Source organism: Parasphingomonas zepuensis, assembly GCF_036663735.1.
Classification (GTDB): domain Bacteria; phylum Pseudomonadota; class Alphaproteobacteria; order Sphingomonadales; family Sphingomonadaceae; genus Sphingomonas.
This window is the reverse complement of sequence record NZ_JAXOJO010000003.1, coordinates 51568-75524: the sequence shown is the minus strand read 5'-3', so window position 1 is coordinate 75524 and position 23957 is coordinate 51568. Positions and strand designations below refer to the sequence as shown.

General features: G+C 66.9%; 18 protein-coding genes. 9 read left to right on the top strand and 9 right to left on the bottom strand.

All coding sequences use genetic code 11. From position 1 onward, the window contains the following. Positions 1–38: 38 nt before the first annotated feature. The 4 genes from moaC to U1769_RS11670 all read right to left on the bottom strand — a co-directional run bounded on the left by moaC (position 39) and on the right by U1769_RS11670 (position 3215). Positions 39–506 (bottom strand): cyclic pyranopterin monophosphate synthase MoaC, encoded by a 468-nt coding sequence (moaC, locus tag U1769_RS11685; RefSeq protein ID WP_332715957.1) that lies wholly within the window; start codon positions 504–506, stop codon positions 39–41. Between the two features lie 192 nt (positions 507–698). Next, the gene (gene trpC / locus U1769_RS11680; protein ID WP_332715955.1) at positions 699–1484 is read right to left on the bottom strand and encodes an indole-3-glycerol phosphate synthase TrpC; all 786 of its coding nucleotides are present in this window, start codon (positions 1482–1484) and stop codon (positions 699–701) included. 15 nt (positions 1485–1499) lie between these two features. Next, positions 1500–2495, bottom strand: coding sequence for an anthranilate phosphoribosyltransferase (trpD, locus tag U1769_RS11675; RefSeq protein WP_332715953.1), 996 nt, complete (start codon positions 2493–2495; stop codon positions 1500–1502). Between the two features lie 135 nt (positions 2496–2630). Continuing rightward, positions 2631–3215, bottom strand: a complete 585-nt coding sequence (locus U1769_RS11670) for an anthranilate synthase component II (protein ID WP_332715950.1) — start codon at positions 3213–3215, stop codon at positions 2631–2633. Between the two features lie 136 nt (positions 3216–3351). Between U1769_RS11670 and U1769_RS11665 the strand changes: the two genes are divergently transcribed. Beyond that, positions 3352–3756 (top strand): hypothetical protein, encoded by a 405-nt coding sequence (locus tag U1769_RS11665; protein ID WP_332715948.1) that lies wholly within the window; start codon positions 3352–3354, stop codon positions 3754–3756. Positions 3757–3926: 170 nt separating this feature from the next. Here the strand turns inward: U1769_RS11665 and trpE are convergent, their stop codons facing one another. Both trpE and U1769_RS11655 read right to left on the bottom strand, forming a co-directional pair. After that, complete coding sequence (gene trpE / locus U1769_RS11660; RefSeq protein WP_332715946.1) at positions 3927–5426, bottom strand: anthranilate synthase component I; 1500 nt, start codon at positions 5424–5426, stop codon at positions 3927–3929. Positions 5427–5442: 16 nt separating this feature from the next. Then, positions 5443–7389: a peptidylprolyl isomerase gene (locus tag U1769_RS11655; RefSeq protein WP_332715944.1), complete on the bottom strand. Its 1947-nt coding sequence runs from the start codon at positions 7387–7389 to the stop codon at positions 5443–5445. Between the two features lie 134 nt (positions 7390–7523). On the opposite strand from U1769_RS11655, the gene tpiA reads away from it, so the two are divergent. The 5 genes from tpiA (at position 7524) to U1769_RS11630 (ending at position 16880) form a co-directional block, all read left to right on the top strand. Further along, entirely contained in the window at positions 7524–8279 is a 756-nt protein-coding gene (tpiA, locus tag U1769_RS11650) for a triose-phosphate isomerase (RefSeq protein WP_332715942.1), read from the top strand. A 215-nt stretch (positions 8280–8494) separates the two neighbouring features. Beyond that, positions 8495–14206, top strand: coding sequence for a hypothetical protein (locus tag U1769_RS11645; RefSeq protein WP_332715940.1), 5712 nt, complete (start codon positions 8495–8497; stop codon positions 14204–14206). Positions 14207–14530: 324 nt separating this feature from the next. Next, entirely contained in the window at positions 14531–14914 is a 384-nt protein-coding gene (locus tag U1769_RS11640; protein WP_332715938.1) for a cupredoxin domain-containing protein, read from the top strand. Positions 14915–15027: 113 nt separating this feature from the next. Next, positions 15028–15507: a MarR family winged helix-turn-helix transcriptional regulator gene (locus U1769_RS11635; RefSeq protein WP_332715936.1), complete on the top strand. Its 480-nt coding sequence runs from the start codon at positions 15028–15030 to the stop codon at positions 15505–15507. Beyond that, positions 15504–16880, top strand: a complete 1377-nt coding sequence (locus U1769_RS11630) for a S41 family peptidase (protein WP_332715933.1) — start codon at positions 15504–15506, stop codon at positions 16878–16880. The genes U1769_RS11635 and U1769_RS11630 overlap by 4 nt, the downstream gene beginning before the upstream one ends. Positions 16881–16889: 9 nt before the next feature. Here the strand turns inward: U1769_RS11630 and U1769_RS11625 are convergent, their stop codons facing one another. Both U1769_RS11625 and U1769_RS11620 read right to left on the bottom strand, forming a co-directional pair. Continuing rightward, complete coding sequence (locus U1769_RS11625; protein WP_332715931.1) at positions 16890–18260, bottom strand: leucyl aminopeptidase family protein; 1371 nt, start codon at positions 18258–18260, stop codon at positions 16890–16892. Further along, positions 18260–19654 (bottom strand): serine hydrolase domain-containing protein, encoded by a 1395-nt coding sequence (locus tag U1769_RS11620; RefSeq protein WP_332715928.1) that lies wholly within the window; start codon positions 19652–19654, stop codon positions 18260–18262. Before U1769_RS11620 ends, U1769_RS11625 begins: the two co-directional genes overlap by 1 nt. A 175-nt stretch (positions 19655–19829) precedes the next feature. On the opposite strand from U1769_RS11620, the gene U1769_RS11615 reads away from it, so the two are divergent. Together U1769_RS11615 and U1769_RS11610 are read left to right on the top strand one after the other, a co-directional pair. Then, positions 19830–22211: a membrane-bound PQQ-dependent dehydrogenase, glucose/quinate/shikimate family gene (locus tag U1769_RS11615; RefSeq protein WP_332715926.1), complete on the top strand. Its 2382-nt coding sequence runs from the start codon at positions 19830–19832 to the stop codon at positions 22209–22211. Between the two features lie 43 nt (positions 22212–22254). Further along, entirely contained in the window at positions 22255–23055 is an 801-nt protein-coding gene (locus U1769_RS11610; RefSeq protein ID WP_332715924.1) for a ceramidase domain-containing protein, read from the top strand. Between the two features lie 15 nt (positions 23056–23070). Here U1769_RS11610 and U1769_RS11605 read toward each other — a convergent pair whose 3' ends face one another. Next, the gene (locus tag U1769_RS11605) at positions 23071–23388 is read right to left on the bottom strand and encodes a hypothetical protein (protein WP_332715922.1); all 318 of its coding nucleotides are present in this window, start codon (positions 23386–23388) and stop codon (positions 23071–23073) included. A 283-nt stretch (positions 23389–23671) separates the two neighbouring features. Here U1769_RS11605 and U1769_RS11600 point away from each other — a divergent pair, with 283 nt between their 5' ends. Beyond that, positions 23672–23938, top strand: coding sequence for a hypothetical protein (locus tag U1769_RS11600; RefSeq protein ID WP_332715920.1), 267 nt, complete (start codon positions 23672–23674; stop codon positions 23936–23938). Positions 23939–23957: the final 19 nt, after the last annotated feature.

The window sequence follows — 23957 nt, the reverse complement described above, 5'->3', positions numbered from 1 at the left end:
GCGCCGTCGCCGCTCCCGGGCGGCGGCGCCGAATGCGTTCAGGCGACCCAGTCGCCCGATTTGCCGCCGGTCTTGGTCAGCAGGCGGACGCCGCCGATCGTCATGCCCTTATCGATCGCCTTGGCCATGTCGTAGACGGTGAGGAGCGTGACCGAGACGGCGGTGAGCGCCTCCATCTCGACCCCGGTCTTGCCTTCGGTCGCGGCAGTGGCGGTGGCGGTCACGCCTGTTTCGTCGACCGTGAGATCGATGGCGACGCGAGTGAGCGGCAACGGGTGGCAGAGCGGGATCAGCTCGCTGGTGCGCTTGGCCGCCATGATGCCGGCAACGCGGGCGACAGCCAGGACGTCGCCTTTCAGCGCGGTGCCGCCGCGGATGGCGGCGGCAGCTTCGGGGGACATGTCGATGCGGCCGGTGGCGACGGCCTCGCGGGCGGTGATGGCCTTGCCGGAAACGTCGACCATATGTGCGGCGCCGGTTTCGTCGAGATGGGTGAGGTTGGTCATCGACTCTGCGCCTGCGTAAACTCCTTCCGTTCGCCGTGAGCTTGTCGAAGGGCCGTTCTTCTCTTCCCCGGAAGAAAGAGCAGGGCTTCGACAAGCTCAGCCCGAACGGCGGAGGGGTTGTCTGTCTTAATCTTCTCTAGCGCATTGAGCGAGGGAGGGTATCGCTCGAAAGGAAAATCGGGGTCCTGGGCCCTAGCCCACCAGCGCACGCGTCGCCGCCTCCACGTCATGCTGGCGCATCAGGGCTTCGCCGATCAGGAAGCAATGAATCCCGTGCTCGGCCATCTGATCGAGATCGGCGCGGATGGTGAGGCCGCTTTCCGCGACGAAGGTGCAGCCGGCGGGTGCCTTGCCGACCAGGCGATAGCTGTTCTCGAAATCGATCGTGAAATCGCGCAGGTTGCGGTTGTTGACCCCGATCAGCCGGGATTTCAGCTTCAGCGCGCGCTCCAGTTCCTTGGCGTCATGCACTTCGATCAGCACGTCCATGCCGCATTCGATCGCGCTTGCCTCGATCTCGGCGAGCTGGCCGTCGTCGAGCGCGGCCATGATGAGCAGGATCGCATCGGCGCCGATCGCGCGCGATTCCGGGACCTGCCACGGATCGACCATGAAATCCTTGCGCAGCACCGGCAGGTCGCACGCATCGCGCGCCGCGGTGAGATAGGAATCGGCGCCCTGAAACCAGGGCTCGTCGGTCAGCACGGACAGGCAGGCGGCGCCACCGGCCTGATAGGCGCGGGCATGGGCCGGCGGATCGAAATCGGCGCGGATCAGCCCCTTCGACGGACTGGCCTTCTTGATCTCGGCGATCAGCGCATGGCCGGTCTTCGCCTTCGCATCGAGCGCGGCGCGAAAGCCGCGCGGTTTGGTCTGCCGCGCGATGCAGGCGTCGAGCTCCGACAGCGGCATGGTCGCCTTGCGGGCGGCAACCTCGGCGCGCTTGGTTTCAAGGATTCGTTCAAGAATGTCAGTCATGGGCGAGAACGTCAGTCATGAATATGCGATCCAGCGATCGAGCAAGGCATTGGCCGCGCCGGAATCGATCGCGTCGGCGGCCAGCGCCGCGCCTTCGACCAGGTCGGCGGCCTTGTCCGCGACCATCAGCGCGGCGGCTGCGTTGAGGAGGACGGCATCGCGATATCCGCCATGCTCGCCGGCGAGCAGGCGGCGTAGCGCCGCGGCGTTATATTCCGGATCGCCGCCGCGGATCGCCGCAATGCCGTGGCGCGGCAGGCCGGCATCCTCCGGCGTGATGCGGGCCGGCATCGAGAAGCTGCCGACGCTGACGGTGACGGTCGGGCCGGCGCCGGAGACTTCGTCGAGACCCTCTTCGCCCGAGACGACCAGGGCCGCCTCGGTGCCGAGCTGTTCGAGCGCCTCGGCATAAGGCGCGGTGTAATCCGGACGGGCGATGCCGATCAGCTGGCGGGTGACGCGCGCCGGATTGGCGAGCGGGCCCATCAGGTTGAAGATGGTGCGGCGGCCGATATGGCGGCGGATCGGGGTGATGCGCTTCATCACCGGGTGATGATTGGCCGCGAACAGGAAGGCGATGCCGATATCGCGAAGGCTCGCTTCGGCGTTCAGGCCCGCGCGTTCCATGTCCAGGCCGAGCGCCTCCAGCGTGTCGGCGGCGCCGGCCTTGCTCGAGGCGGCGCGATTGCCGTGCTTGGCGACCGGCACGCCGCAGCCCGCGACGATGATCGAGACGGCGGTCGAGACGTTGAGCGTATGGTGCCCGTCGCCCCCGGTGCCGCACACATCGATCGCGCCGTGCGGCGCCGCGATCGGGATCATGCGGGCACGCAGCGCCCTGGCGGCCTCGGCGATCTCGATGCTGGTCTCGCCACGATCGCTGAGCGCGATGAGGAATTCGGCGACGGCCTCTTCGGAGGTCTTCGCGTCGAGGATGTCGGCAAAGGCCTGGCCCGCGCTCTCATGCGACAGCGGGGTGGAGGGGTCTGGGAGCAGGGTGAAGGTGGTCATTTTATTCCCCCCTCCCGCTTGCGGGAGGGGGTAGGGGGTGGGCTCCCGGCCCATCACAGACGGCAGCGCTTGCGGTGAACGCGAGCCCACCCCCGGCCCCTCCCGCAAGCGGGAGGGGGGGAAGAAGATCGGCCCTCACGCCAGCGCCTTCACATCGATACCCGCAAGCCGCACGAAATTCGCCAGCAGCGCATGGCCATGCTCGGTCGCGATGCTTTCCGGATGGAACTGCACCCCGTGGATTGGCAGCGTGGCGTGGCGGAAGCCCATCACCGATCCGTCGTCCGCGGTCGCGTTGACGATCAGGTCGGCCGGAATGTCCTCGACGATCAGCGAGTGGTAGCGCGTCGCGGTGAAGGGCGAGGGCAGGCCTTCGAACAGGCCGGTGCCGTCATGCACCACCGGCGAGGTCTTGCCGTGCATCAGCCCGCCGCGCACGACATGGCCGCCGAAATGCTGGCCGATCGCCTGATGGCCTAGGCACACGCCCAGCAGCGGCTTTTCCGCCGCGGCACAGGCAGCGACCAGATCGAGGCTGATGCCCGCTTCGTTCGGGGTGCACGGCCCGGGCGAGATCAGGAAGCCTTGCGCGTTGCTCTCGATCGCTTCCCGCGCGGTGAGGGAATCGTTGCGCACGACCTTCACCTCGGCACCCAGCTCCATCAGATAATGGACCAGGTTCCAGGTGAAGCTGTCGTAATTGTCGATGACGAGGATCATGCGCGCTGCCATAAAGGATGCGCGCGCTTGCGCAACCACGCCACGATCACGACATGGTTTGGGCAGGCTGTCGCTTCATTCAGGGTGGAGCAAGGGCCAGTCGCGGACGTTGATGCCGCCCAGGAGGTCGCCTTTTATGTTTCGTACCATCGCCATCGCCGCCTTGTTCATGCTTCCCGGCGTGGCGAGTGCTCAGGAGCAAGCTGAATCCGGCCAGCCGCCCGAGCGGATTCGCAATGTCACGCTGACGGGGACCGACAAGTGTCCGAAGGCTGCCGAGGGCGAAGTGGTGGTGTGCAGCACGCTGGAGGAGCCGTATCGGATTCCGAAGTCGCTGCGCGAGACCAAGAAGAGCGCGGCGACCAACAGCTGGGTGAACCGCGCGGCGACGCTCGACGAGGTCGGGCGCGAAGCGGGGGGGCTGCCCGATACCTGCTCCCCGGTCGGCTCGGGCGGCCAGACCGGCTGCGCGCTGAAGCTCAACCAGCAATTCGCCGCCGAACGCGCCGAGCGCAAGCGCCAGGAGAGCACGGTTCCCTGATTACCTCTCCCCGTTCGCCCTGAGCTTGTCGAAGGGCTGTTCTTTCTTCCGCGGAAGAGAAGAGCAGGGCTTCGACAAGCTCAGCCCGAACGGCGGTAGGGGATCAACGTAGTTCGAACATATCACACACAAGACATGGAACGCGGGAACGTCCCACAGCTCCGGCGCCGCTATTGCCCGAAACCCGCATCCCCTGCCCGGGCGATCGCTTCGCGGGCGGCGGCGAGGAGCGCGCCGGCCTTGGCCTCGCATTCGCGCTGCTCATAGGCCGGATCGCTGTCGGCGACGATGCCGGCGCCGGCCTGGACGTGCATGACGCCGTCCTTCACCACCGCAGTGCGCAGCACGATGCAGCTGTCCATCGAGCCGTCCGGCGAGAAATAGCCGACCCCGCCGGCATAGGCGCCGCGCACTTCCTGTTCGAGCTCGGCGATCACCGCGCAGGCGCGGACCTTGGGCGCGCCGCTGACCGTGCCGGCGGGGAAGCCGGCGAACAGCGCGTCGAGCGCGTCGTGATCCTTGTCCAGCCGCCCGACCACGTTGGATACGATGTGCATGACATGGCTGTAGAATTCGGTCGTGTAGCTTGCCGTCACCTTGACCGTGCCGGCCTCCGCGACGCGGCCGACATCGTTGCGGCCGAGATCGAGCAGCATGAGATGTTCCGCACGCTCCTTCGGATCGGCGAGCAGGCTCTGGCGGTTGGCTTCGTCCTCGGCGGCCGTCTTGCCGCGCGGGCGCGTGCCGGCGATCGGGCGGATGGTGACTTCGCCGTCGCGCACGCGCACCAGGATCTCCGGGCTCGAACCGGTCAGCGCGAAGCCGGGCAGATCGAGATGATAGAGGAAGGGCGAGGGGTTGATGCGGCGGAGCGCGCGGTAGAGTTCGAACGCGGGCAGCGCGAAGGGCGTGGTGAAGCGCTGGGCGAGCACGACCTGGAAGATGTCGCCTGCGACGATATACTCCTTCGCGCGCGCCACCATCTCGGCATAACGGCCGGCCGGCAGCACCGGCGTGAGCGTCACTTCGGCGGTATCGGCCGTGCGCACCGGCGCCGGCAGCGCGGCGCCGGCGAGGCGCGCGGCGACCGCGTCGATCCGGTCCTGCGCCTCGGCGACGATCGCCCCGGCATCGCGTGCCGCATCGGGCCACACCGGCGCGACGAGGAACAGCGCATCGGCCAGCCGGTCGAAGATCAGCACCACGGTCGGGCGAACGAAGATCATGTCGGGCAGGCCGAGCGGATCGTTCTCCGGCCGCTCCAGCCGCTCGACCAGCCCGACCGTCTCATAACCGAAATAGCCGACCAGGCAGGCAAGCGCCGGCGGCAATTCGGCTGGCACGTCCATCCGACAGGTGGCGACGAGCGTACGCAGGGCATCGAGCGTCGGCTCGGCGCAGGGTTCGAATGCCTCGCGGTCCGTCAGCCAGTGGCGGTTGATCTCGGCCCGGGCGCCAGCGGCGCGGAACAGCAGGTCGGGCGCGAGGCCGATCAGGCTGTGCCGCCCGCGCGTCGCGCCGCCCTCGACCGATTCGAGCAGGAAGTCGCCCCGGCCCGGCTCGATGAGCTTGAGCGCCGCCGCGACCGGCGTCTCGGTGTCGGCGATCTGCCGGCGCCACACCAGGGCCGGCCGTCCCGCCTCGAGGGCAGTGACGGCGGCGTCGGTCATTGCGGGAGCGGCAGGATTAATCGGAGCCGCCCTGGCCGGTAAGCGCGGCCCTGACCTGGCCGATCGCCTTGTCGTTCTTCTTCACGCCGACCGAGCGGCGCACCGCCTCAGTGAACTGCTGGATATATTCGCCGCCGATCGACCGGGAGATGTCGGCACGGGCGCGGTCGATCACGGCAGGCTGGCCGGCGGCGCTGGCCCGCTCGATATGGTTCAGATAGACCAGGATCCAGCCGCTCTTGTTCGGCGCCTCCAGCATCCGTGCCTGCTTCTCGTTCATGCTGAACAGCAAGGTCAGTGCCGGCGGCACCTGGCCGCGCGCGGCGTCGAGCTGCCCGCGGGCAACGGGCGGGAGCGTCTGCGGCCCCGGAATGCTCAATTTGGTTTCCGTCATCGCCTGGGCGAGGGACATGCCCTTGTTGACCTTCGCGGTGACGTCGATCGCTGCCTGGCGCGCGGCGCGCTGGGCCCGGTCGGTGATGAAGTCGCCGGCGACCTTCTCGCGGATCTGGGCGAGCTGGCGCGGCGCGGCGGGAATGATGCGGGCAAGCGAGACGATGGCGAAGCTGCCATCCTCGCCGATCGGCACGATCTGCGGGTCGTCGCCCTGCTCGGCGGCGAAGGCAGCGATGACGGCCTGGGCGAAGGCCGGATCGGCCTTGGATGCAGGATCGTCGGGGTTGATGCCGGCGGCGGTCAGCGGCGCGGAGTTTGCTGCCTGGAGCTTCCGGTCAGCGACAATCTCGTCGAACGTGGCGTTGTTGGAGACTGCATCGTCGACTGCATCGCGCACCGTCGTCAGGGCGGCCGCTGCCTTTTCGGCGCCGAGCTGGGTGAGCAGCTCCGGCCGGGCCTGTTCGAGCGACCTAGCCTCGACCTTCTCGATGCCGTCCACACGCACCACGGTATAGCCGAGCGCCGTCTGGAACGGTCCGACCACGGCGCCCTTTGCCGCGGCAAAGGCGGCATTGGCGATCTCGGCCGAATTCGCCGTCGTATAGGCCGGCTTCTCGACGCCCTTCAGCGTGTTCGGCTCGAGCCCGGCGGCGCGGGCGGCCTGCTCCATCGGGGTGCCGGCCTTCACCGCGGCGACGAGCGCGTTGGCGGCGGCCTGGCCCGGCAAGACGAGCTGGACGAGATCGCGTTTCTCGGTCGCCCGGAATTTTGCCTGCTGCAACTGATAGGCCTTGGCGATCTCGGCCTCGGTCGGGATCGCGCCGGCCTTGACGCTCTCGGCGGTGACGGTCGCGTAGCGGATCACGCGCCGCTCCGGCACGGTGTAGCGGGTGGCGTTGCGCTTGTAGAAGGTGGCGAGTTCGGCATCGGTCGGCGCTGCGCCGTTGCCCATGGCCGAGGTCGGGATGAAGCCGGCCTGGCCATCGCGCTTTTCCAGCAGCAGCGAAGCGAAGGGCAGCGCGAATTTGGCCGGCACCTGGGAAGCTCTGGCGAATGGCAGCAGCAGATGCTGGGCCATGGTTTCGTTCAGCAATTCGGTCCGCAGCTGCCGGTCGGTGAGACGCGCCCGGCCGAGAAACTGTTCATAGGCGGTCTGGCTGAACGCGCCGTCGATGCCATGCGCTGCCGGTATGCTGGCGATCTGGCCGTCGATCAGCCGCTTCGACGCGACAAGGCCCTGTTGTTCGGCGAACCGCGTCAGCGCCAGCGAGTTGATCGAGCCGTCGAGCGTCGAATCGACGCCGCCCTGATTGACGAACTGGATCATGTCGATCGTCGGCTGTTCCTGGCGGGCGCGTTCCAGCGCGTTCTGCACGCGCTGGCGCAGTTCGGTCTCGGTGATCTTCGTGCGGCCGACGGTCACGACCGATTCGGCTCCCCCGCCGACGCTGCCGCCCATGCCGGTGATGTCGCCCATGCCGAACATCAGCGCGACCACGCCAAGCACGAGGAACGTGATGACGATGCCCAGTTTCGAATGGGTGACGCGGCGGATGAAACTGAGCATGGGCGAAAGCGGCCGATCTGATGGAGACGTAAAAGGGTCGAACAGCGACGCTTTACGGGGAGCGACCCGGTCCTTCAAGCTTGTGCGATTTTGAAGGCGCGCTATCGGCACATGGTAAACGAGGGAGACAGGGTTTGGCACGACGCAGGCTGGTTGCAGGAAACTGGAAGATGAATGGCGGCCTGGCCGCGCTGGCGGAGCTGGACGGGATTGCGGCGGCCGCCGCGGCGGCACCCGGCGTCGACGTGGCGATCGCCGTGCCGGCGACGCTGATCGCGCCCGCGGCGGCGCGCGTGCCGGGCCTGTCGATCGGGGCGCAGGACGTGCATCCGGCGGACAAGGGCGCGCATACCGGCTGCATCTCGGTCGCGTTGATCGCCGAGGCGGGCGCGCGCTTCTCGATCGTCGGCCATAGCGAACGCCGCGCCGACTGCCACGAGACCGATGCCCAGGTGAAGGCCAAGGCCGAGGCGCTGCGCCGCGGCGGGCTGAGCGCGATCCTGTGTGTTGGCGAGACGCTCGCCGAGCGTGATGCCGGGCAGGCCGAAGCCGTGGTGACCGGGCAGCTTGCCGCGTCCCTGCCCGAAGCGGCGACGGCCGACTGGCTGTCGATCGCCTATGAGCCAGTCTGGGCGATCGGCACGGGACGGACCCCCACGGTGGGCGACGTGGCGGCGATGCACGGCGCGATCCGGGCGCGGTTGCGGGAACTGATCGGCGTCGAGGCGGACGCGGTGCGAATCCTGTACGGCGGATCGGTGACGGGCGACAACGCGGCCGGATTGCTGGCCGCGGGCGATGTCGACGGCGCGCTGGTCGGCGGGGCGAGCCTGACGGCCGCGAAGTTCGTGCCGATCGTCGAGGCCGGGGCGGCGCTGGCGGGGGTTTAAGGCTCGGACCAGACCACTCTTTGCCTGCGGAGGACTAAGATGCGCGACAAGGGAAATCCGCGGATGATCTTGTCGCGCAAAACATGTCAGTAATGTTGCAAGCAACGGATCGCGCCGGTGTGCCGCTAGACTTATAAAACATTAGACTCGGGAGAAAAAATTTCTCACATTCACCTTGATGTCGCGAGTCATCGCGGCGCCGTGGGGGATGTCGCATGAAGGTGTCGGCGCACAAGGATTCACTCGGTCGCGGGGCTCTGGCGAATTTCGAGGATTGGGATCCAGAGGGCAGGGGCGGCGGTCGGCCGGATGGCCCCCAGAACGGCTATGGCCATCGGCCAACAAGCGACTTTGCCGGCGATCCGGTGATCCTGGATGTTGGCGACAACCCGAAGCTTACGCAGGTGGCTCCAGTAAATCCGGCGCAGGACGGCGTGACTTTGCCTGACAGCGGCGCGGCGATCCGTCAGGAGGCGATGGCGGGTAATCGCGGCGTCGCCACGCTGGCGATGAGCGCCGGCATTTCCAGCTTTCCCACGTCGGTCACCTTGTCCGAACAGGACGTCAATCTCGGCCCGCAACTGATCAGCCCCGGCGCCACCTTCAATACTCCCGCCGGCCTGTACAGCGGGGGCCGGCTGGAACTGATCGCAGTCGATTATAATCCGGCGCTGTCCTCCCTCTCGATCGGCATCCGTAACGAAGGCACCGGTCCGGGGCAGGTCGGCGCCACCGCCGATGCCGTGCCGACCATCAGCTATGGCGGTGCCATCATCGGCAGGCTGTTCCCGTCTCCCTTCGGGGGCGGCACGCTCTTTTTCGATGTCGGCGTCACGCCGGTGACGGCCGCGATGGTCGACGCGGTGGTCCGGAACCTTACTTTTTCGTCCAACGAGCAGGCGCCCGATCCCTCGAATCCGTTTCACTTCACGCTGGCGCTCTACAACGGCGCGAGCCAGGTTCTCGGCTCGACGGTCGATATCGCCCTCACGCCGAGCAACGACGCACCGTTCGCCTTTATCGCGCCGGCCGGCGCGCCGTCCGCGATCGGCGACGAAGTGCTGGTCAACACCGCGACTGACGCCAATCAAAGTGCGGCGCGCCTCGCGGCGCTTACGGGCGGCGGCTATGTCGTCACCTGGACCGATGGCAGCCTCGGCGTCGGCGGCGCGACGGGAGACAGCAGCGGTTCGGCGGTCAAGGCGCAGATCTTCAACGCCGACGGCAGCAAGCTTGGCGGCGAGATCCTGGTCAACAGCGCGACGGCGGGCAATCAGCTTGGCGAGGTGATCACCCGCCTGCCGAACGGCGGTTTCGTCATCTCCTGGATCGACAACAGCCTCGGCGTCGGCGGCGCGACCGGCGATGCCAGTAGCACCGCCGTGAAAGCGCAGGTCTTCGGCGCGGACGGCAGCCGCGTCGGCGGCGAGATACTGGTCAACACCGCGGTCGCCGGTACGCAGAGCGCCCAGCAGATCACCGCGCTGTCGGGCGGCAATTTCGTGGTGACCTGGACGGATGGCAGCCTCGGCGTCGGCGGCGCGACAGGGGACAGTGCGGTGCTGGCGGTCAAGGCGCAGGTCTTCGGGGCGGACGGCAGCCGTGTCGGTGGCGAGATTCTGGTCAACACGGCGACCGCCGGCGTCCAGAATGCCGAACAGATCACGGCGCTGTCCAATGGCGGTTTCGTGGTGACCTGGACGGATGGCAGCTTTGGCGTCGGTGGTACGCCGGGCGACACCAACGGGCCGGCGATCAAGGCACAGATATTCGCGGCGGACGGCAGCAGGACCGGCGGCGAGATCCTGCTGAACCAGCAGACCTTCGGCGCCCAGACGGTGCCCCAGATAACCGCGCTCGCCGGCGGTGGCTTCGCGGCGGTGTGGACGGACGGGGGCACCAGTTCGTCGCCGACCGTCGGCATCTTCGACGCCGCCGGCCACCGGGTCGGGGACGAAACCCTGGCAAGTTTCGGCAGCACGAGCGGCGTTCAGATCGCCGGCCTTTCGACAGGAGGCTTTGTCGTCGCCTGGGCCGATTCCGTGGATAACGGCTCGTCCGATCCCATGCTGGACAATGCCGGGTCGGCCATCAAGCTTCGTGTGTACGACGCTGCCGGGCATCGGGGCGACGATGTCGTCCTGGTCAATACCGCCATCAATGGCGACCAGTTGGTGCCGCGGATCGTGACGCTGCCCAACGGCAATTTCGTGATCACCTGGACCGATTTCGGCAACAGTGCGGGTGGCGCGCAGGGCGATGCGATCGATTCGGTGAAGGGCCAGCTGTTCGCCTTCAATGGCGAAAAGATCGGCGGCGAATTCCTGATCAACAGCGCGGTCGCGGGTACGCAGAGCGGCCAGCAGGTCACCGCGCTGGCCAATGGCGACTTCGTCGTGGTGTGGGCCGATGGCAGCGCCGGCGTAGGCGGGGCGACCGGCGATGCCTCCGGCCTGGCGGTCAAGGCGCAGGTCTTTTCGATCGCTTATCATGCGATCAACGATGTCCCGCTCGATCTGAAGGGGCATATGGGCGTTACCGACCCCGACGCCGGCAACGGTATCGTGACCGTGACGCTCGCGGCGACGACGGGAATCCTCAATGTGGACGCCGGCACCAGCGGCGCGGTTGTGACTCATAGCGGCACCGGATCGGTCACCATCACCGGAACGCTGGCGCAGATCGACAGCCTGCTGCTGTTGGATCCGACCAGCTCCGTCACGTTCGTCGCGAGCGGCGCCGCGCCGGGGACGGGCGCGACGCTGACCCTGACCATCGACGACAATGGCAATACCGGTGGCGGCAATCTGAGCGCCTCCTGGACGTACGGCGTCGTGATCGATCGCAATCTTGCCCCGTCGGGCAGCGATCGCACGGTGAGCCTGTTGGAGGACCACACCCATGTCCTGGAAATCGCCGATTTCGGCTTCGTCGATGCCAATCTCGGTGCGCTCCAGACGGTCCGGATCACGACGCTGCCGGGTGCGGGGGCGCTGGTGTACGATGCCGACGGCGCCGGTCCGGGCGCGGCGGTGGCGGTCACGGCCGGCCAGATTTTCTCGGCCGCGGATGTCGCTGCCGGCAAGCTGAGCTTCATTCCCGGACCGAACGGGAACGGTGCGACGTACGCGCATCTCACGTTCCAGGTGCAGGATGATGGCGGCACGGCGGGGGGCGGGGTCGATCTCGATCCCACGCCCAATACGCTGACCTTCAACGTCGTGGACGTGTACGATCCGCCGACGCGCTTTCCCGCGGTGCTGCATCTGTCGACGATCGGTGGGGACGGCTTCGCCATCATCGGGGATGCCCAGGGCGACAGCGCCGGCGGCGCGGTGTCCGCCGCCGGGGATTTCAACGGGGATGGTTTTGCCGACTATCTGATCGGCGCTCCCAACAACAGCACCACCAACAACGGGGCCGCCTATCTCATCTATGGCAAGGCGTCGGGCTTCGGCACGCTCGATCTGACCGCGCTCTCGGCGGCCGACGGCTTCGCGATCTTCGGCGGCGCCACCAGCGACGTCGCCGGTGCCAGCGTGTCGGCGGCAGGCGACGTCAATGGCGACGGCTATGACGATCTGCTGATAGGCGCCCCGCTCAATGCGGCCAGCGGGAGTTCCGGCCCCACCGCTCCCGGCGCGGCCTATGTCCTTTTCGGCACCGCGGCGGGCTATGGCGGCTACAACCTCCTGTTCCTCTCGCCGTCTTTTAGCCCCGTCGACGGGTTCAAGATTCAGGGTGCGGCGGGCGGCGACAATGCGGGCTTCGCCGTCGCGGCGGCGGGCGACGTGAACGGCGACGGCTATGCCGATATCCTGGTAGGCGCGAACCGCAACGACAGCGGGGGCACCGATGCCGGGGCCGCCTATCTGATCTATGGCAAGGCGAGCGGCTTCGGCCTGGTCGATCTGGCCAGCCTTTCGGCCGCTGACGGCGTGCGGTTCCAGGGCATGGCGGCCGGCGACCTCACCGGGCGCGTGTCCTCGGCAGGCGACATCAACCATGATGGCTATGCCGATATCCTGATCGGTGCGTCGGGTAATGATGGAAGTGCCAGCAATGCCGGTGCCGCCTATGTGATCTTCGGCAAGGCAGCGGGTTTCGGCGCGTCGGTCGATCTGGCCGGCCTGTCCGCTGCCGATGGCTTCAGGATCCAGGGCCCGCCCTGGGTCAATGGTGCCACGGGCAACAGCGTGTCGTCGGCGGGGGACGTGAATGGCGATGGCTATGACGACATCGTCGTCGGCGCGCCCGGCAATGGCGACCGCGGCGTCACGGCGGGGGCGGCCTATGTGATTTTCGGCAAGGCGGGCGGGTTCGGGACGGTGCTCGATCTGTCGACGCTCACCGCTGCCCAGGGCTTCGAAATCATCGGCGATCTCGCATCGGATCGGGCCGGCGTGAGCGTGTCGGGGGCGGGCGACGTCAATGGCGATGGCTATGCCGATATCCTGATCGGCGCGAACGGCCATGGCACCGGCGTGGATGCGGGCGCTGCCTATGTGATTTTCGGCAAGGCCGGCGGGTTCGGCACGATCGATCTGGCGCAGCTGAATCGATCGCAGGGCTTCATCATCCAGGGCGATACGGCCGGCGACCTCACCGGTACCGTGTCCGCGGCGGGCGATATCAATCAGGATGGGTATGACGATATCCTGGTGGGCGCCCCTCGGAACGATGTCGGCGGAACGGACGCCGGTGCCGCCTATGTAATTTTCGGCCGCGCCAATCCCGGGCTGGCGACGGCCGACAGCTTCGCGGTGAACGAGGATGCCGCGGGGGCATTCGATGTGACGGCGAACGACGGCAGCGGCACCGTGTCGGCCGTCAACGGCACGGCGCTGACGGCGGGGCAGGCGGTGACGTTGGCATCCGGCGCGATCGTGACACTCAACGCGAACGGCACGCTTTCCTATGATCCGCATGGCGGGTTCGACTATCTCGTATCGGCGGCCACTGCGGCTGCGACGGGATCGGCCAACGCGTCCGCCACCGACAGTTTCAGCTATGCGCTGAACGGCACCACGGCGACGGTCACCATGACGATCAACGGGGTGGACGGGGCCGGCGATCAGCTGCGGGGTGATGCCGGCAACGATGTGATCACCGGAACCGGTGGAGCGGATGTGTTCCTTCTTCACCGGGGCGGCACGGACTCGGCGGCCGGCGGCGGCGGCAATGACGGTTTCTATTTCGGCGCCGCGATGGATTCGACCGACAGCGTCGATGGCGGTGCCGGCAGTGACGATCAGGTCGGGCTGCGGGGCGATTACACCGGTGCTAACGCGCTGACCTTCGGCGCCAACAATTTCGGCGGCATCGAGACGCTGGTGATCTTCTCGGGCAGCACGACGACCTTCGGCGAGAGTGGCGGCACTTCGTTCAGTTACGACCTGACGACGGTCGAGGCGAATGTCGAAGCGGGCAAGACGCTGACGGTCAACGCCAATCTGCTCCAGGCTGGGGAGGACGTGACGTTCGACGGCTCGGACGAAAGCGACGGTTCGTTCCGCTTCATCATGGGCGCCGGCGACGACACGCTGACCGGCGGCGCGAATGACGATCACTTCTGGGGCAGGCTCGGCCAGGACGTGATGACCGGCGGCGGCGGCAACGACACCTTCTATTTCCGGGCGATCGCTGAATCGACGATGGGCGCAATGGACCAGATCACCGATTTCAACGCCGGCGATCATATCGATCTCTCGGTGATCGACGCGAGCACCGCCGCCGGCGGCAACAACGCCTTTTCCTATATCGGCGGCGGAGCCTTCAACCATGTCGCGGGCGAATTGCGGGTGTCGGGCTCGGGCTCCAGCTGGACGGTCGAGGGCGATGTGGACGGGGATGGCATTGCCGATTTCGCCATCGCCGTCACCACGCTGGGCGGTCACGTCTTCGGGGGCGGCGATTTTCTGTTCTAGGTGTCCGCTGACACCAGCCGGCGCCTGTCTTGTCACTGTATTTAGAAGTTATATCATTGTAAAATAAGGATAAAATATCAAATCACGCCATAAGCGAAAATGTCAGCGACCTGCATGACATTTTGACAAAAGCTCCTCGATTCAATCGCCGGGCTGTCTCGCCTAGAACCGCGTCATGGCGGACGCCCGCGTTTCGTTTCAGTCTCATCGTTGCAGTCAAAGCGCGGCTCGCCAACTTTCCGCGCATACCAAGATATGATTGAACGATCCGGGCGCCCGCGCGACGTAGCGCCAGACGGGGGCGTCCTTGTGGAGTGCCATCACATGAAATCGCTCATTCTATCCGCCGCGCTGCTTGCCCTGGCAGGGGCGGCTTCCGCTCAAACGGGTCCCGAGCGGGTCGAGATCGGGCTGTCGAATTTCAAGTTCTCCCCCTCGACCATCACGCTCCGGCATGGGCAGCCTTATGTCCTGCACTTCGCCAACACGGCGAAGGGCGGGCATGATTTCTCGGCCAAGGCCTTTTTCGATGCGGCGGCGGTTGCACCGGAGGATCGCGCGGCGGTCGCGAAGGGCGAGATCGAACTGCAGGGCGGGCAGAGCGCCGACATCCATCTGACCGCGCCCGCGGCCGGGACCTATGAGGCGCATTGTTCGCACTTCATGCATTCCACCTTCGGGATGACCGGCAAGATCGTGGTTCAGTAGCGCATCTTCGCCTTGTCTCCGTCCCGGCGGCGACGCGTCGGGACGGCGCAACGCCAGATGAGAACGATCTTTGGCGGATTGAATGTATAAGCGCTTATATATATAGCCGCCTGATGACGACACGACCCACCCTTGGTACCTTGCTCCGTCGCCTGACCGAGCAGCTCGACGGTGCGGTCGAAGGCTCCTATGCGGCTGCCGGGCTCGATTATCGCCCGCGCTACACGCCGATCATACGCAGCCTGATCGAGCATGGACCCGCCACGATCCGCGCCCTCTCCGATCGCACCGGGGTGAGCCATTCCGCGGCGAGCCAGACGGTAAGCCAGATGCTGGAGCGCGACCTCGTCGCCCTGACCAGCGGCACGGATGCACGCGAGCGGATCGTCGCGCTCACTGACACTGCGCGGGCGATGATACCGCGCCTCGAGCAGCTGTGGGCCGCGACCGAGACCGCGGCGCGCAGCCTGGACGACGAGTTGGGCCTGTCGTTGCCCGACATCCTCGCCCGCACGCTCGCCCTGCTCGATCGCAAGCCCTTTGCCGATCGCCTCGCCGATTCCGCCCCTCCAGCGAAAGCCGACATCGCATGATACCCCGTACAGCGTTCAGGCGATCCTTCAGGCGCCTGACGTCAGCCGCCGTAGTGCCGATGGCGCTGCTCCCGGCGGTTGCCACCGCGCAGCGCGCCGCGCCGGTCGCGGTTGCGCGCAGTGATGCCACGGCACCCCTTGCCGCGGCCGATCGTCAGGCTGCGATCGCGGCGATCCTCAAGGTGGTGCAAGCCACTTATGTCTTTCCGGAACGCGTGCCGGCGATCGTCGCGCGGCTCGAACAGGCGCTCGCCGGGGGGCGTTACGACACCGACAGCCCAGGTAGCTTCGCCGCCCTCGTCACCGCCGATCTGCGGGAGTCGAGCAGCGACCGGCACATGTACCTGAACAACGCGCCTGCCGAATATGCCGCGGCGATCGCGCCCAAAGGCGCGGGCGACAGGCCCGACGCGCTCGATGCGCTGTACGAACGCCAGGCCGTTCGCGCCAATCACGGCCTTGCCGCGACCAGTATCCTGCCGGGCAATATCCGTTATCTGAAGGTCTCCGCGTTTCAATGGGCGCCGGACGAGACTGGTGCGGCCTATGACGATGCGATGCGCTTCCTGCGCGGCGGGGACGCGGTGATCATCGATCTGCGCGGCAACGGCGGCGGATCGCATGCGGCGGTGCGCTATCTGCTCAGCCATTTCATGGACGGTGATACGCTCGATATCACTTTCCTCCACGCCGGTGAGCCGCCCCTCCAGTCGCGCACGCTCGAATATCTCCCGGCCGGCCGGCTCAAGGGCAAGCCGCTCTATGTGCTGATCGACCCCTATGTCGGCTCCGCCGCCGAGGCCTTTGCCTATGACGTGCAGCAATTCCATCTCGGCACCCTGGTCGGCGCGACCACGGCGGGCGCGGCCAATAATAATGACTTTTCGCCGATCGCGCCGGGCTTCATGCTCAGCGTCTCGTCTGGCCGCCCGGTCCATCCCGTCTCGCAGACCAATTGGGATGGCGTAGGGGTGTCCCCGGATATCGCGGTCGATCCGGCAAGGGCGCTCGATACCGCTCAGTCGCTCGCTCTGGCTGCTTTGCTCAAGCGCGGCGACGCCGATCCGGTCGCGCGCGCTGACTGGGAATGGGCGCGGGTCGCGACTGAGGCGCGGGTCCATCCCGTGGCGATACCACCGGCGACGCTGCGCGGCCTGGCCGGCAGCTATCGTGGCAGGCGCGTGATCTGGCGGGACGGGGGGCTGTCCTATCAGCGCAAGAATGGCGAGGCCGCGCGTTTGCTGCCGCTCACCGCCGACGGGCTGTTCGCGGTGGCGGGGTATGATGATCGCTTCCGCATCCGGCTGAGCCGTGCGGCGATGGAACAGCAATGGATCGACGATCCCGCGCCGACCCGGTTCGCCCGGGACTGAGGGGGCGCCTCAGCTATAGCGGCCTTTCAGCATGGCCCATGCCGCACGCAGGCCCAGCGCGTCGCCGCCCTTGGGTCGGCCGGGCTTGGCGGCAGGGCGCCAGGCGAAGGTATCGAGATGCGCCCAGGGCGTTCCTTCGGGCACGAAGCGGCGCAGGAACAGCGCTGCGGTGACGGCACCAGCATAGCCGCCGTCCGGGGCGTTCACCATGTCGGCGATGTCGGATTTGAGCATCTCGTCATAGCCGTCCCACAAGGGCAGGCGCCACAGCGGATCGTCCACCTCGCGCGACGCGGCGAACAGCGCCTCGGCGAGCGGCTCGTCATTGACGAAGGTGGCAGGCAGATCGGGGCCGACCGCGACGCGGGCGGCGCCGGTCAAGGTCGCGAAATCCAGGATCAGCGCCGGCTTGTCCTCGCCGGCGCGGGTGAGCGCATCGCCGAGGATCAGGCGGCCTTCGGCGTCGGTATTGGTGTTCTCGACGGTCAGGCCCTTGCGCGTCTTCAGCACGTCGCCGGGGCGGAAGGCGTTGCCGGCAATGGCGTTCTCCACCGCGGGGATCAGCAGGTGCAGCCGGACCTTGAGCCGCGCGGCCATGACCAGCCCGGCCAGCGCCAGCGCATGCGCGGCGCCGCCCATGTCCTTCTTCATCAGCCGCATGCCGGAGGAGGGCTTGATGTCGAGCCCGCCGGAATCGAAGCACACGCCCTTGCCGATGATCGCGATGCGCGGATGCTTCGGGTCGCCCCATTCAAGCTCGATCAGGCGCGGCTCGCGGCCCTTGGCGGCCGCCTGGCCGACCGTGTGGACCATCGGATAGCCCTTCGCCAGCGCTTCGCCCCGGGTGACGTGGAGCGTTGCGCCATGCGTTTCGGCCAGCGCGGCCACTTCAGCCTCCAGCTCGGCCGGGCCGAGATCGGACGCGCCGATATTGACCAGGTCGCGCACCTTGCTGGTGGCGGCGGTGATGCGGACGGTCTCCTCGATCCGCGCCGGCTCGCCCGACAGCAGGATGCGCGGACCTTCGCCTTCGGCCTTGCGATAGCGGTCGAAACGATATTGGCCGAGCACCCAGCCCAGCATCGCCGCGCCAGCGTCGCGCGACGGGCGGTAGGTTCCTGCGGGCAATGTCTCGGCCAGTTTGGCAAGGTCCCACGCGCCGAGCGCGGCGTCCTTCACCACCAGCACGACCGACCAGTCGTCGGTCTCGCCGGGCAGGATCGCGCTGCCGCCCGCCTTGCCGCCGAGCTTCTGCGCCGCCACGGCAGCGCGCGTGCGGGGCGGCTGGGTCTTGAGCCAGGCCTCGAGGCCGGCGGCCTCGACGATCTCGATCGGATGGGCGGGCTGGCCGCGATCGGGCTGGAGCAGTTTTGTCGGCATCAGGGTTGCACCGGGGTAATGAGGAATTGTTCGATCTTGCCGCTCTGGTCGGCATAGCTGCTGATCGTCAGCGCGCGATCGGCATAGGTGACGCGGAAGCTGCGCCCGATAAAGCCGCCGCGCAGCCGCGCACGGCCGGTCTGGACGAAGCTGACCGGCTCGCCGAGCGGCGCAAGGCTGTCCTTGAAGTCGGTCCGGGTTACCGGCGTGAAATAATAATCGGCATTGTCGGTCAGCAGGGCGCGATCGAGCCTCCCGCTGCGCAACTGATCGAAGACCTGGCGTGCCCGGGCAAGCGCGGCACTGTCGGCAGCGCTGGCGGGCGGCGCTGGGAACAGGGCGCGCGCAATGTCTTGTGCGATCGTGGCATAGGCGTCGCTCGACCAGGTGTTGGTCAGCACCACGATCGCTGCCTTCTCGTCCGGATAGACGATATTCTCGGACAGGAATCCGACTGCCTCGCCACTATGCTCGACGAAGCGGCGGCCGTTGGCGTTGCCGATCGACACGCCGAGGCCATAGCCGGTCGACGTGCCGTCCTCGAGCTTGATCGGAGTCTCCTGGAGCATCCAATCCTCGGGGGTGAGGATCTTGCGGTCGAGCCGGGCAACATCCCATTTGGCGAGATCGCGTGCGCTCATCGCCAGCTCGCCCGCGGCGAATAGCCAGCCCTCGGCAGCGGGAGTGGCGAGGCGCAACGGGCCCATCGCGGCGCGGCCATAGCCTTGCGGGAAGCCCTTGCCGACCGCGAGATCCTGGTCGTGCGCAGTGATGCCGAGCGGCGTGAAGATGCGCCGCTTGAGGAAGTCGAGCAGCGGGACGCCAGCGACTTTCTCGACGATCATGCCGGCGACGACATAGCCCGTGTTCGAATATTGCCACTGAGTGCCGGGCACGAAATCGAGCGGCCTTTTCGCCCAGCGATCGACGATGCCCTGCGGCGAGACCGGCGTCGCCATCGCCTTGAAGCTGTAATCCTGCGGCCAGTAATCCTGCAGGCCCGATGTGTGGCTGAGCAGCTGCCGGATGGTGATCTTGTCGCCATCGGTGATGCCGGGGATATGGTTCGCGACTTTGTCGTCGAGACTGAGCTTGCCGTCATGCTCGAGCAGCAGGACGGCGGCTGCGGTAAACTGCTTGGAGATGGAAGCGATCTGGTAGGGCGCGTCGTCGCGCGGGGCCGGCATCGTTTCCGATTGCTTGCCATAGGCTTTGGCGAACACGATCGCGCCGCCGCGCACCACGGCGATCGAGGCGGAGGGGACGTCGGTGGCCTTCAGCGTGTCGGTGACGATCCGGTCGACCTGCGAGCGTTCCGCGTCGCTCAGCGCCTGGCCGAAAGCGGGCGTCGCGGCGAGCAGCGCGACCATGGTCAGCATCGAGCGGCACTTCATCGGCAATCGGCACCTTGAAGAAAGGTAGGGAAGAGAAGGGTAGGGCGTTTCGGTGGGCCCGTGTCTTTTCACCTTCACGCACGGAAGGGAAGGGGGCGATCATGACGAATCTTTCATGGAACAGGCACCGGTGTCGCCGGTTGGATATTTTTCGGGCCGTCCAAAGGGTCATGCCATGCAAGCTCGCCGCAGCTGGGCCGCCATCGTCGTCGGTATCGTCGTTTCCCTGATCGGCGCAGTGCTCGCGATCGGCGGCGTCTGGCTGATGATCCTGGGCGGATCATTCTATTATGTCCTGACCGGCATCGCGATGGTCGCGGCGGGCGTGCTGCTGTTCCGGCAGCGAATGCTCGGCGGCTGGATTTATATCGCGATCGTCGCGCTCACCATCGTCTGGGCGTTTGCCGAGGCAGGCACCGATGTCTGGGCGTTGGTGCCGCGCATCGTCGCGCCGATCGTGCTTCTGCTCGCGGTGCTGGCGGTGATGCCGACCCTGTCCGCGGCGCGGAACCGCTGGCGCGCCGGGTTGGGCGGGATCGCTGCGGTGATGGTCGGAACGATCCTGTTGTTCAGCGTCCTCGGCCTGCGCGACGATGTCGCGGTGGCGGCGCTGCCGGCGCCCAAATCTCCGGGGTTCGGTGATCCTTCCGGCCAGGCGACCGGGCCAGACTGGCCGGCCTATGGCGGCACCTACAGCGCGCGCCGCTTCTCGCCGCTGGCGCAGATCAACAGCGGCAATGTCGGCAAGCTGGAGCGTGCCTGGCTCGTCCATACCGGCGACATGCCGTCGAGCCCGGCCATCGCCGGTACCTATGGCGCCGAGACCACACCGCTCAAGATCGGCGACAGCCTGTATCTCTGCACGCCCAAGAACCTCGCCATCGCGCTCGACGCCGCCACCGGCAAGGAACGCTGGCGCTTCGACCCCAGGGTGTCCGACGACGCGATCCCCTATACCGCGGCCTGCCGTGGCGTGAGCTATTACGCGCTGCCGGGCGCCGCCGCCGGATCGGTCTGCGCTAGGCGGATCATCGAGGGGACGCTCGACGGGCGGATTTTCGCGCTCGATGCGGCGACGGGCAAACCCTGCGCCGATTTCGGCGCTGGCGGGCAGGTCGACATCAAGGTCGGCATGGGCGCAGTGCCACCCGGCTATGTCTCGATCAATTCGGCGCCGACGATCGTGCGGGGCGTTATCGTCACCGGGCATCAGGTGCTCGACGGACAGGATCGCTGGGAGCCGTCAGGCGTGATCCAGGCCTATGACGCGGTGACCGGCCAGCTGCGCTGGGCGTGGGACATGATGCGGCCCGACATCACCGGCATGCCGCCGGCAGGCCAGACCTACACGCGCGGCACGCCGAACATGTGGACCACCGCATCGGGCGACGAGCAGCTCGGCCTTGTCTATCTTCCGATGGGCAATTCGACCGCGGACTATTATTCGAGCCTGCGCCGCCCGGCGGAGAATTTCTTTGCCACCTCGCTCGTTGCGATCGACGTGACCACGGGCAAGCCGCGCTGGCGCTTCCAGGCGGTGAACAGGGATGTGTGGGATTACGACTTCGGCAGCCAGGCGACCCTGATCGATTACAAGGGCACGCCGGCGCTGGTGCTGCCATCGAAGCAGGGCGATCTCTATGTGCTCGATCGCCGCACGGGGAGGCCGCTCACGCCGGTCGGCACGATCAAGGCGCCCGGCGGCGGCGTCGAGCCGGAGCAGCGCGCGCCGACCCAGATCGTCTCGCTGTGGCAGACCTTGCGCAAGCCAGCGCTGACCGAGCGCGACATGTGGGGCATGTCGCCAATCGACCAGATGATCTGTCGCATCCAGTTCCACCGGGCGAGCTACAAGGGCTTCTTCACCCCGCCCGAGGCGGACCGTCCGTCGATCGAATATCCCGGCTATAATGGCGGCAGCGACTGGGGAGGCGTGGCGGTCGATCCGCAGCGCGGAGTGATCGTCGCCAATTACAACGACATGCCAAATTATGTGAGGCTGGTCCCGCGCGCCGAGGCGAACAAGCGCGGCTGGACTCCGCGCGACCAGGCACGGGGCAAGATCGGCGGGATCGAGGGCGCCGGAGACCCGCAGGCGAACACGCCCTATGCGATCAACGTCAATGCCGGCTGGCGGATGCCGTTCACCGGCCTGTTGTGCAAGCAGCCGCCCTATGGCGGGATCAGGGCAATCGACATCGCAACCGGCAAGACGCTGTGGGACCGGTCGCTCGGCACCGCGCGGACCAACGGGCCGTTCGGCATTCCGTCCATGCTGCCCTTCCATATCGGTACGCCCAACAATGGCGGCGCGGTGGTGACGGCGGGCGGGCTGGTGTTCGTCGCGGCGGCGACCGACAACCTGATCCGCGCGATCGACCTGCGCACCGGCAAGACGCTGTGGTCCGACGTGTTGCCGGCGGGCGGACAGGCGACACCGATGGTCTATGAACAGGGCGGGCGCGAATATCTGGTGATCATGACCGGCGGGCATCATTTCATGGAGACGCCCATCGGCGACCAGGTGATCGCCTATGCCCTGCCGCAGCGGAGCTGAGCGCGTAGTTGGCGTGTTGCCCCGCGCCCGCTAGCTTGCCCGCATGACCGGGGGGAGAGCGATGCAGCGGATCAAGCCGCGCCAGATCACGGTCGCGCTGGTGCTGACGGCGTTGAGTGGGGCCGCGATCACGCTGATCCTCGCGATGCTCGGCCCCTATTGGAGCGTCTATGCGCCGGCGACCTGCACCGCGACGCGGTGCTTCTGCGAGGCGCCGCGCTTCGGATCGCTGGTGCTGCAGCCGGCGAACAGCTGGTCGTCGCTCGGCTATGTTCTGGCCGGCTTCCTGATGATCGTGCTGGCCAGGTCGCGCGGCTGGCAATCGGCTATGACGCCTGCGGCGGCGATCGCTCTCGGGATCACCGCGATCTTCGTTGGACTGGGATCGGTGCTGCTCCACGCGACGCTCACCCTGTGGGGCCAGTTCTTCGACGTGCTCGGCATGTATCTGGTCGGATCCCTCCTGCTGGTGAGCGCGATCGCCCGCTGGATGCGCATCCCCGACCGGCGGGCGATCACACTTTACCTTGTGCTGTGCGCGGTTCTGGTCGCTGCACTGATCGCGCTTCCCGAGATCCGTCGGTGGTTGTTCGCGGTGGTGCTGATCCTCGCCATCGTCGTCGAGCTTGCCATGGCGCGGCCGCGAAGGGCCGGGGTGGAGGTGCGCTGGTACATATTCGGCATCGCGACCAACGCGGTGGCGTTCCTGCTCTGGAACCTCGATCAGCGCGGCTACGCCTGCTTGCCCGACAGCCTGATCCAGGGCCATGCCGCCTGGCATCTGCTCGGCGCGGTCTCGCTGTGGCTGACCTTTTGCTATTATCGGAGCGAGCGGGTGGGCTGAGCGATGGATGGCCGGTCAGGACCGGCGCTTCATGTGGCGGATCGTCTGTTTGCCGATCTGCAGCGTCTGGCTGTGGCAGGGCATGCCGGTGGTGCCGGTGGTCGCGCAATAGCTGCTGCCCGGGCCGACTCCGGTGACCGCGCCGGTTTCGTTCACGGCGATGGTGCTGGTGGCGGGGCGAGCATCGCCGTCGAAGCGGATGATGCAATGGCCGCTTGACGATGCCGTGCAGGTGAACAGCGCGACGCCCTTCTCCCCATCGACATCGACTGAATAGGCCAGCTGGTCGAACGCGGCCGGGCCGCAGCCGGAAAGGGTGGCGGCCACCGCCACCAGGACAATTCTTCCGGTGATGGATATCCGCCCCGTTTCCATGGCATGCAGTGTATTGTTACGGCAACACACTGTCAACGCATCGGACGATCAAGTGATTTAGTTACGGGTAAAGACCAGTTTCATCTGAAAAACATTGGTGTGCCGCCATCGTACAATAGCTCTATAATAACCTTCAAATCGGTTCCAATATTCCTTGAATCATGCCGAAATGAGAGGATGCTACACGAGAGACATCGTCCAGCAAGGCCGATGTCCATCACTTGGAGCAGGAGGGTTGTCGATGGGATATGCATTCTTCGCGATGATCGGCTGGTGCGGGACCAAATGGCCCGGTTGGTGGAGAGGGCCGCGGCCGCCACAGCCGGATCCCTGGTGGTGGATCGTCGGACTCGCCGGCGCGGTCGGCGGCGTCGTCTCGGCCACGGTATTCGCGCCGATCATCGGTGAGGCCGGCTTCTTCGGCGGCGTCGTCACGGCATTTGCCGGGGGCGTGCTCGTCGGCAGCATCGTCGATGGGATCGGCGGGATCACCAACAAGGGCGTCTGAGGCCGTGACACGAGACTGG

What these genes read in the sequence shown, in the direction of transcription:
- moaC (WP_332715957.1), bottom strand. Translation starts at nt 506, where the DNA reads ATGACCAACCTCACCCATCTCGACGAAACCGGCGCCGCACATATGGTC.
- trpC (WP_332715955.1), bottom strand. Translation starts at nt 1,484, where the DNA reads ATGACTGACATTCTTGAACGAATCCTTGAAACCAAGCGCGCCGAGGTT.
- trpD (WP_332715953.1), bottom strand. Translation starts at nt 2,495, where the DNA reads ATGACCACCTTCACCCTGCTCCCAGACCCCTCCACCCCGCTGTCGCAT.
- U1769_RS11670 (WP_332715950.1), bottom strand. Translation starts at nt 3,215, where the DNA reads ATGATCCTCGTCATCGACAATTACGACAGCTTCACCTGGAACCTGGTC.
- U1769_RS11665 (WP_332715948.1), top strand. Translation starts at nt 3,352, where the DNA reads ATGTTTCGTACCATCGCCATCGCCGCCTTGTTCATGCTTCCCGGCGTG.
- trpE (WP_332715946.1), bottom strand. Translation starts at nt 5,426, where the DNA reads ATGACCGACGCCGCCGTCACTGCCCTCGAGGCGGGACGGCCGGCCCTG.
- U1769_RS11655 (WP_332715944.1), bottom strand. Translation starts at nt 7,389, where the DNA reads ATGCTCAGTTTCATCCGCCGCGTCACCCATTCGAAACTGGGCATCGTC.
- U1769_RS11645 (WP_332715940.1), top strand. Translation starts at nt 8,495, where the DNA reads ATGAAGGTGTCGGCGCACAAGGATTCACTCGGTCGCGGGGCTCTGGCG.
- U1769_RS11640 (WP_332715938.1), top strand. Translation starts at nt 14,531, where the DNA reads ATGAAATCGCTCATTCTATCCGCCGCGCTGCTTGCCCTGGCAGGGGCG.
- U1769_RS11635 (WP_332715936.1), top strand. Translation starts at nt 15,028, where the DNA reads ATGACGACACGACCCACCCTTGGTACCTTGCTCCGTCGCCTGACCGAG.
- U1769_RS11630 (WP_332715933.1), top strand. Translation starts at nt 15,504, where the DNA reads ATGATACCCCGTACAGCGTTCAGGCGATCCTTCAGGCGCCTGACGTCA.
- U1769_RS11625 (WP_332715931.1), bottom strand. Translation starts at nt 18,260, where the DNA reads ATGCCGACAAAACTGCTCCAGCCCGATCGCGGCCAGCCCGCCCATCCG.
- U1769_RS11620 (WP_332715928.1), bottom strand. Translation starts at nt 19,654, where the DNA reads ATGAAGTGCCGCTCGATGCTGACCATGGTCGCGCTGCTCGCCGCGACG.
- U1769_RS11615 (WP_332715926.1), top strand. Translation starts at nt 19,830, where the DNA reads ATGCAAGCTCGCCGCAGCTGGGCCGCCATCGTCGTCGGTATCGTCGTT.
- U1769_RS11610 (WP_332715924.1), top strand. Translation starts at nt 22,255, where the DNA reads ATGACCGGGGGGAGAGCGATGCAGCGGATCAAGCCGCGCCAGATCACG.
- U1769_RS11600 (WP_332715920.1), top strand. Translation starts at nt 23,672, where the DNA reads ATGGGATATGCATTCTTCGCGATGATCGGCTGGTGCGGGACCAAATGG.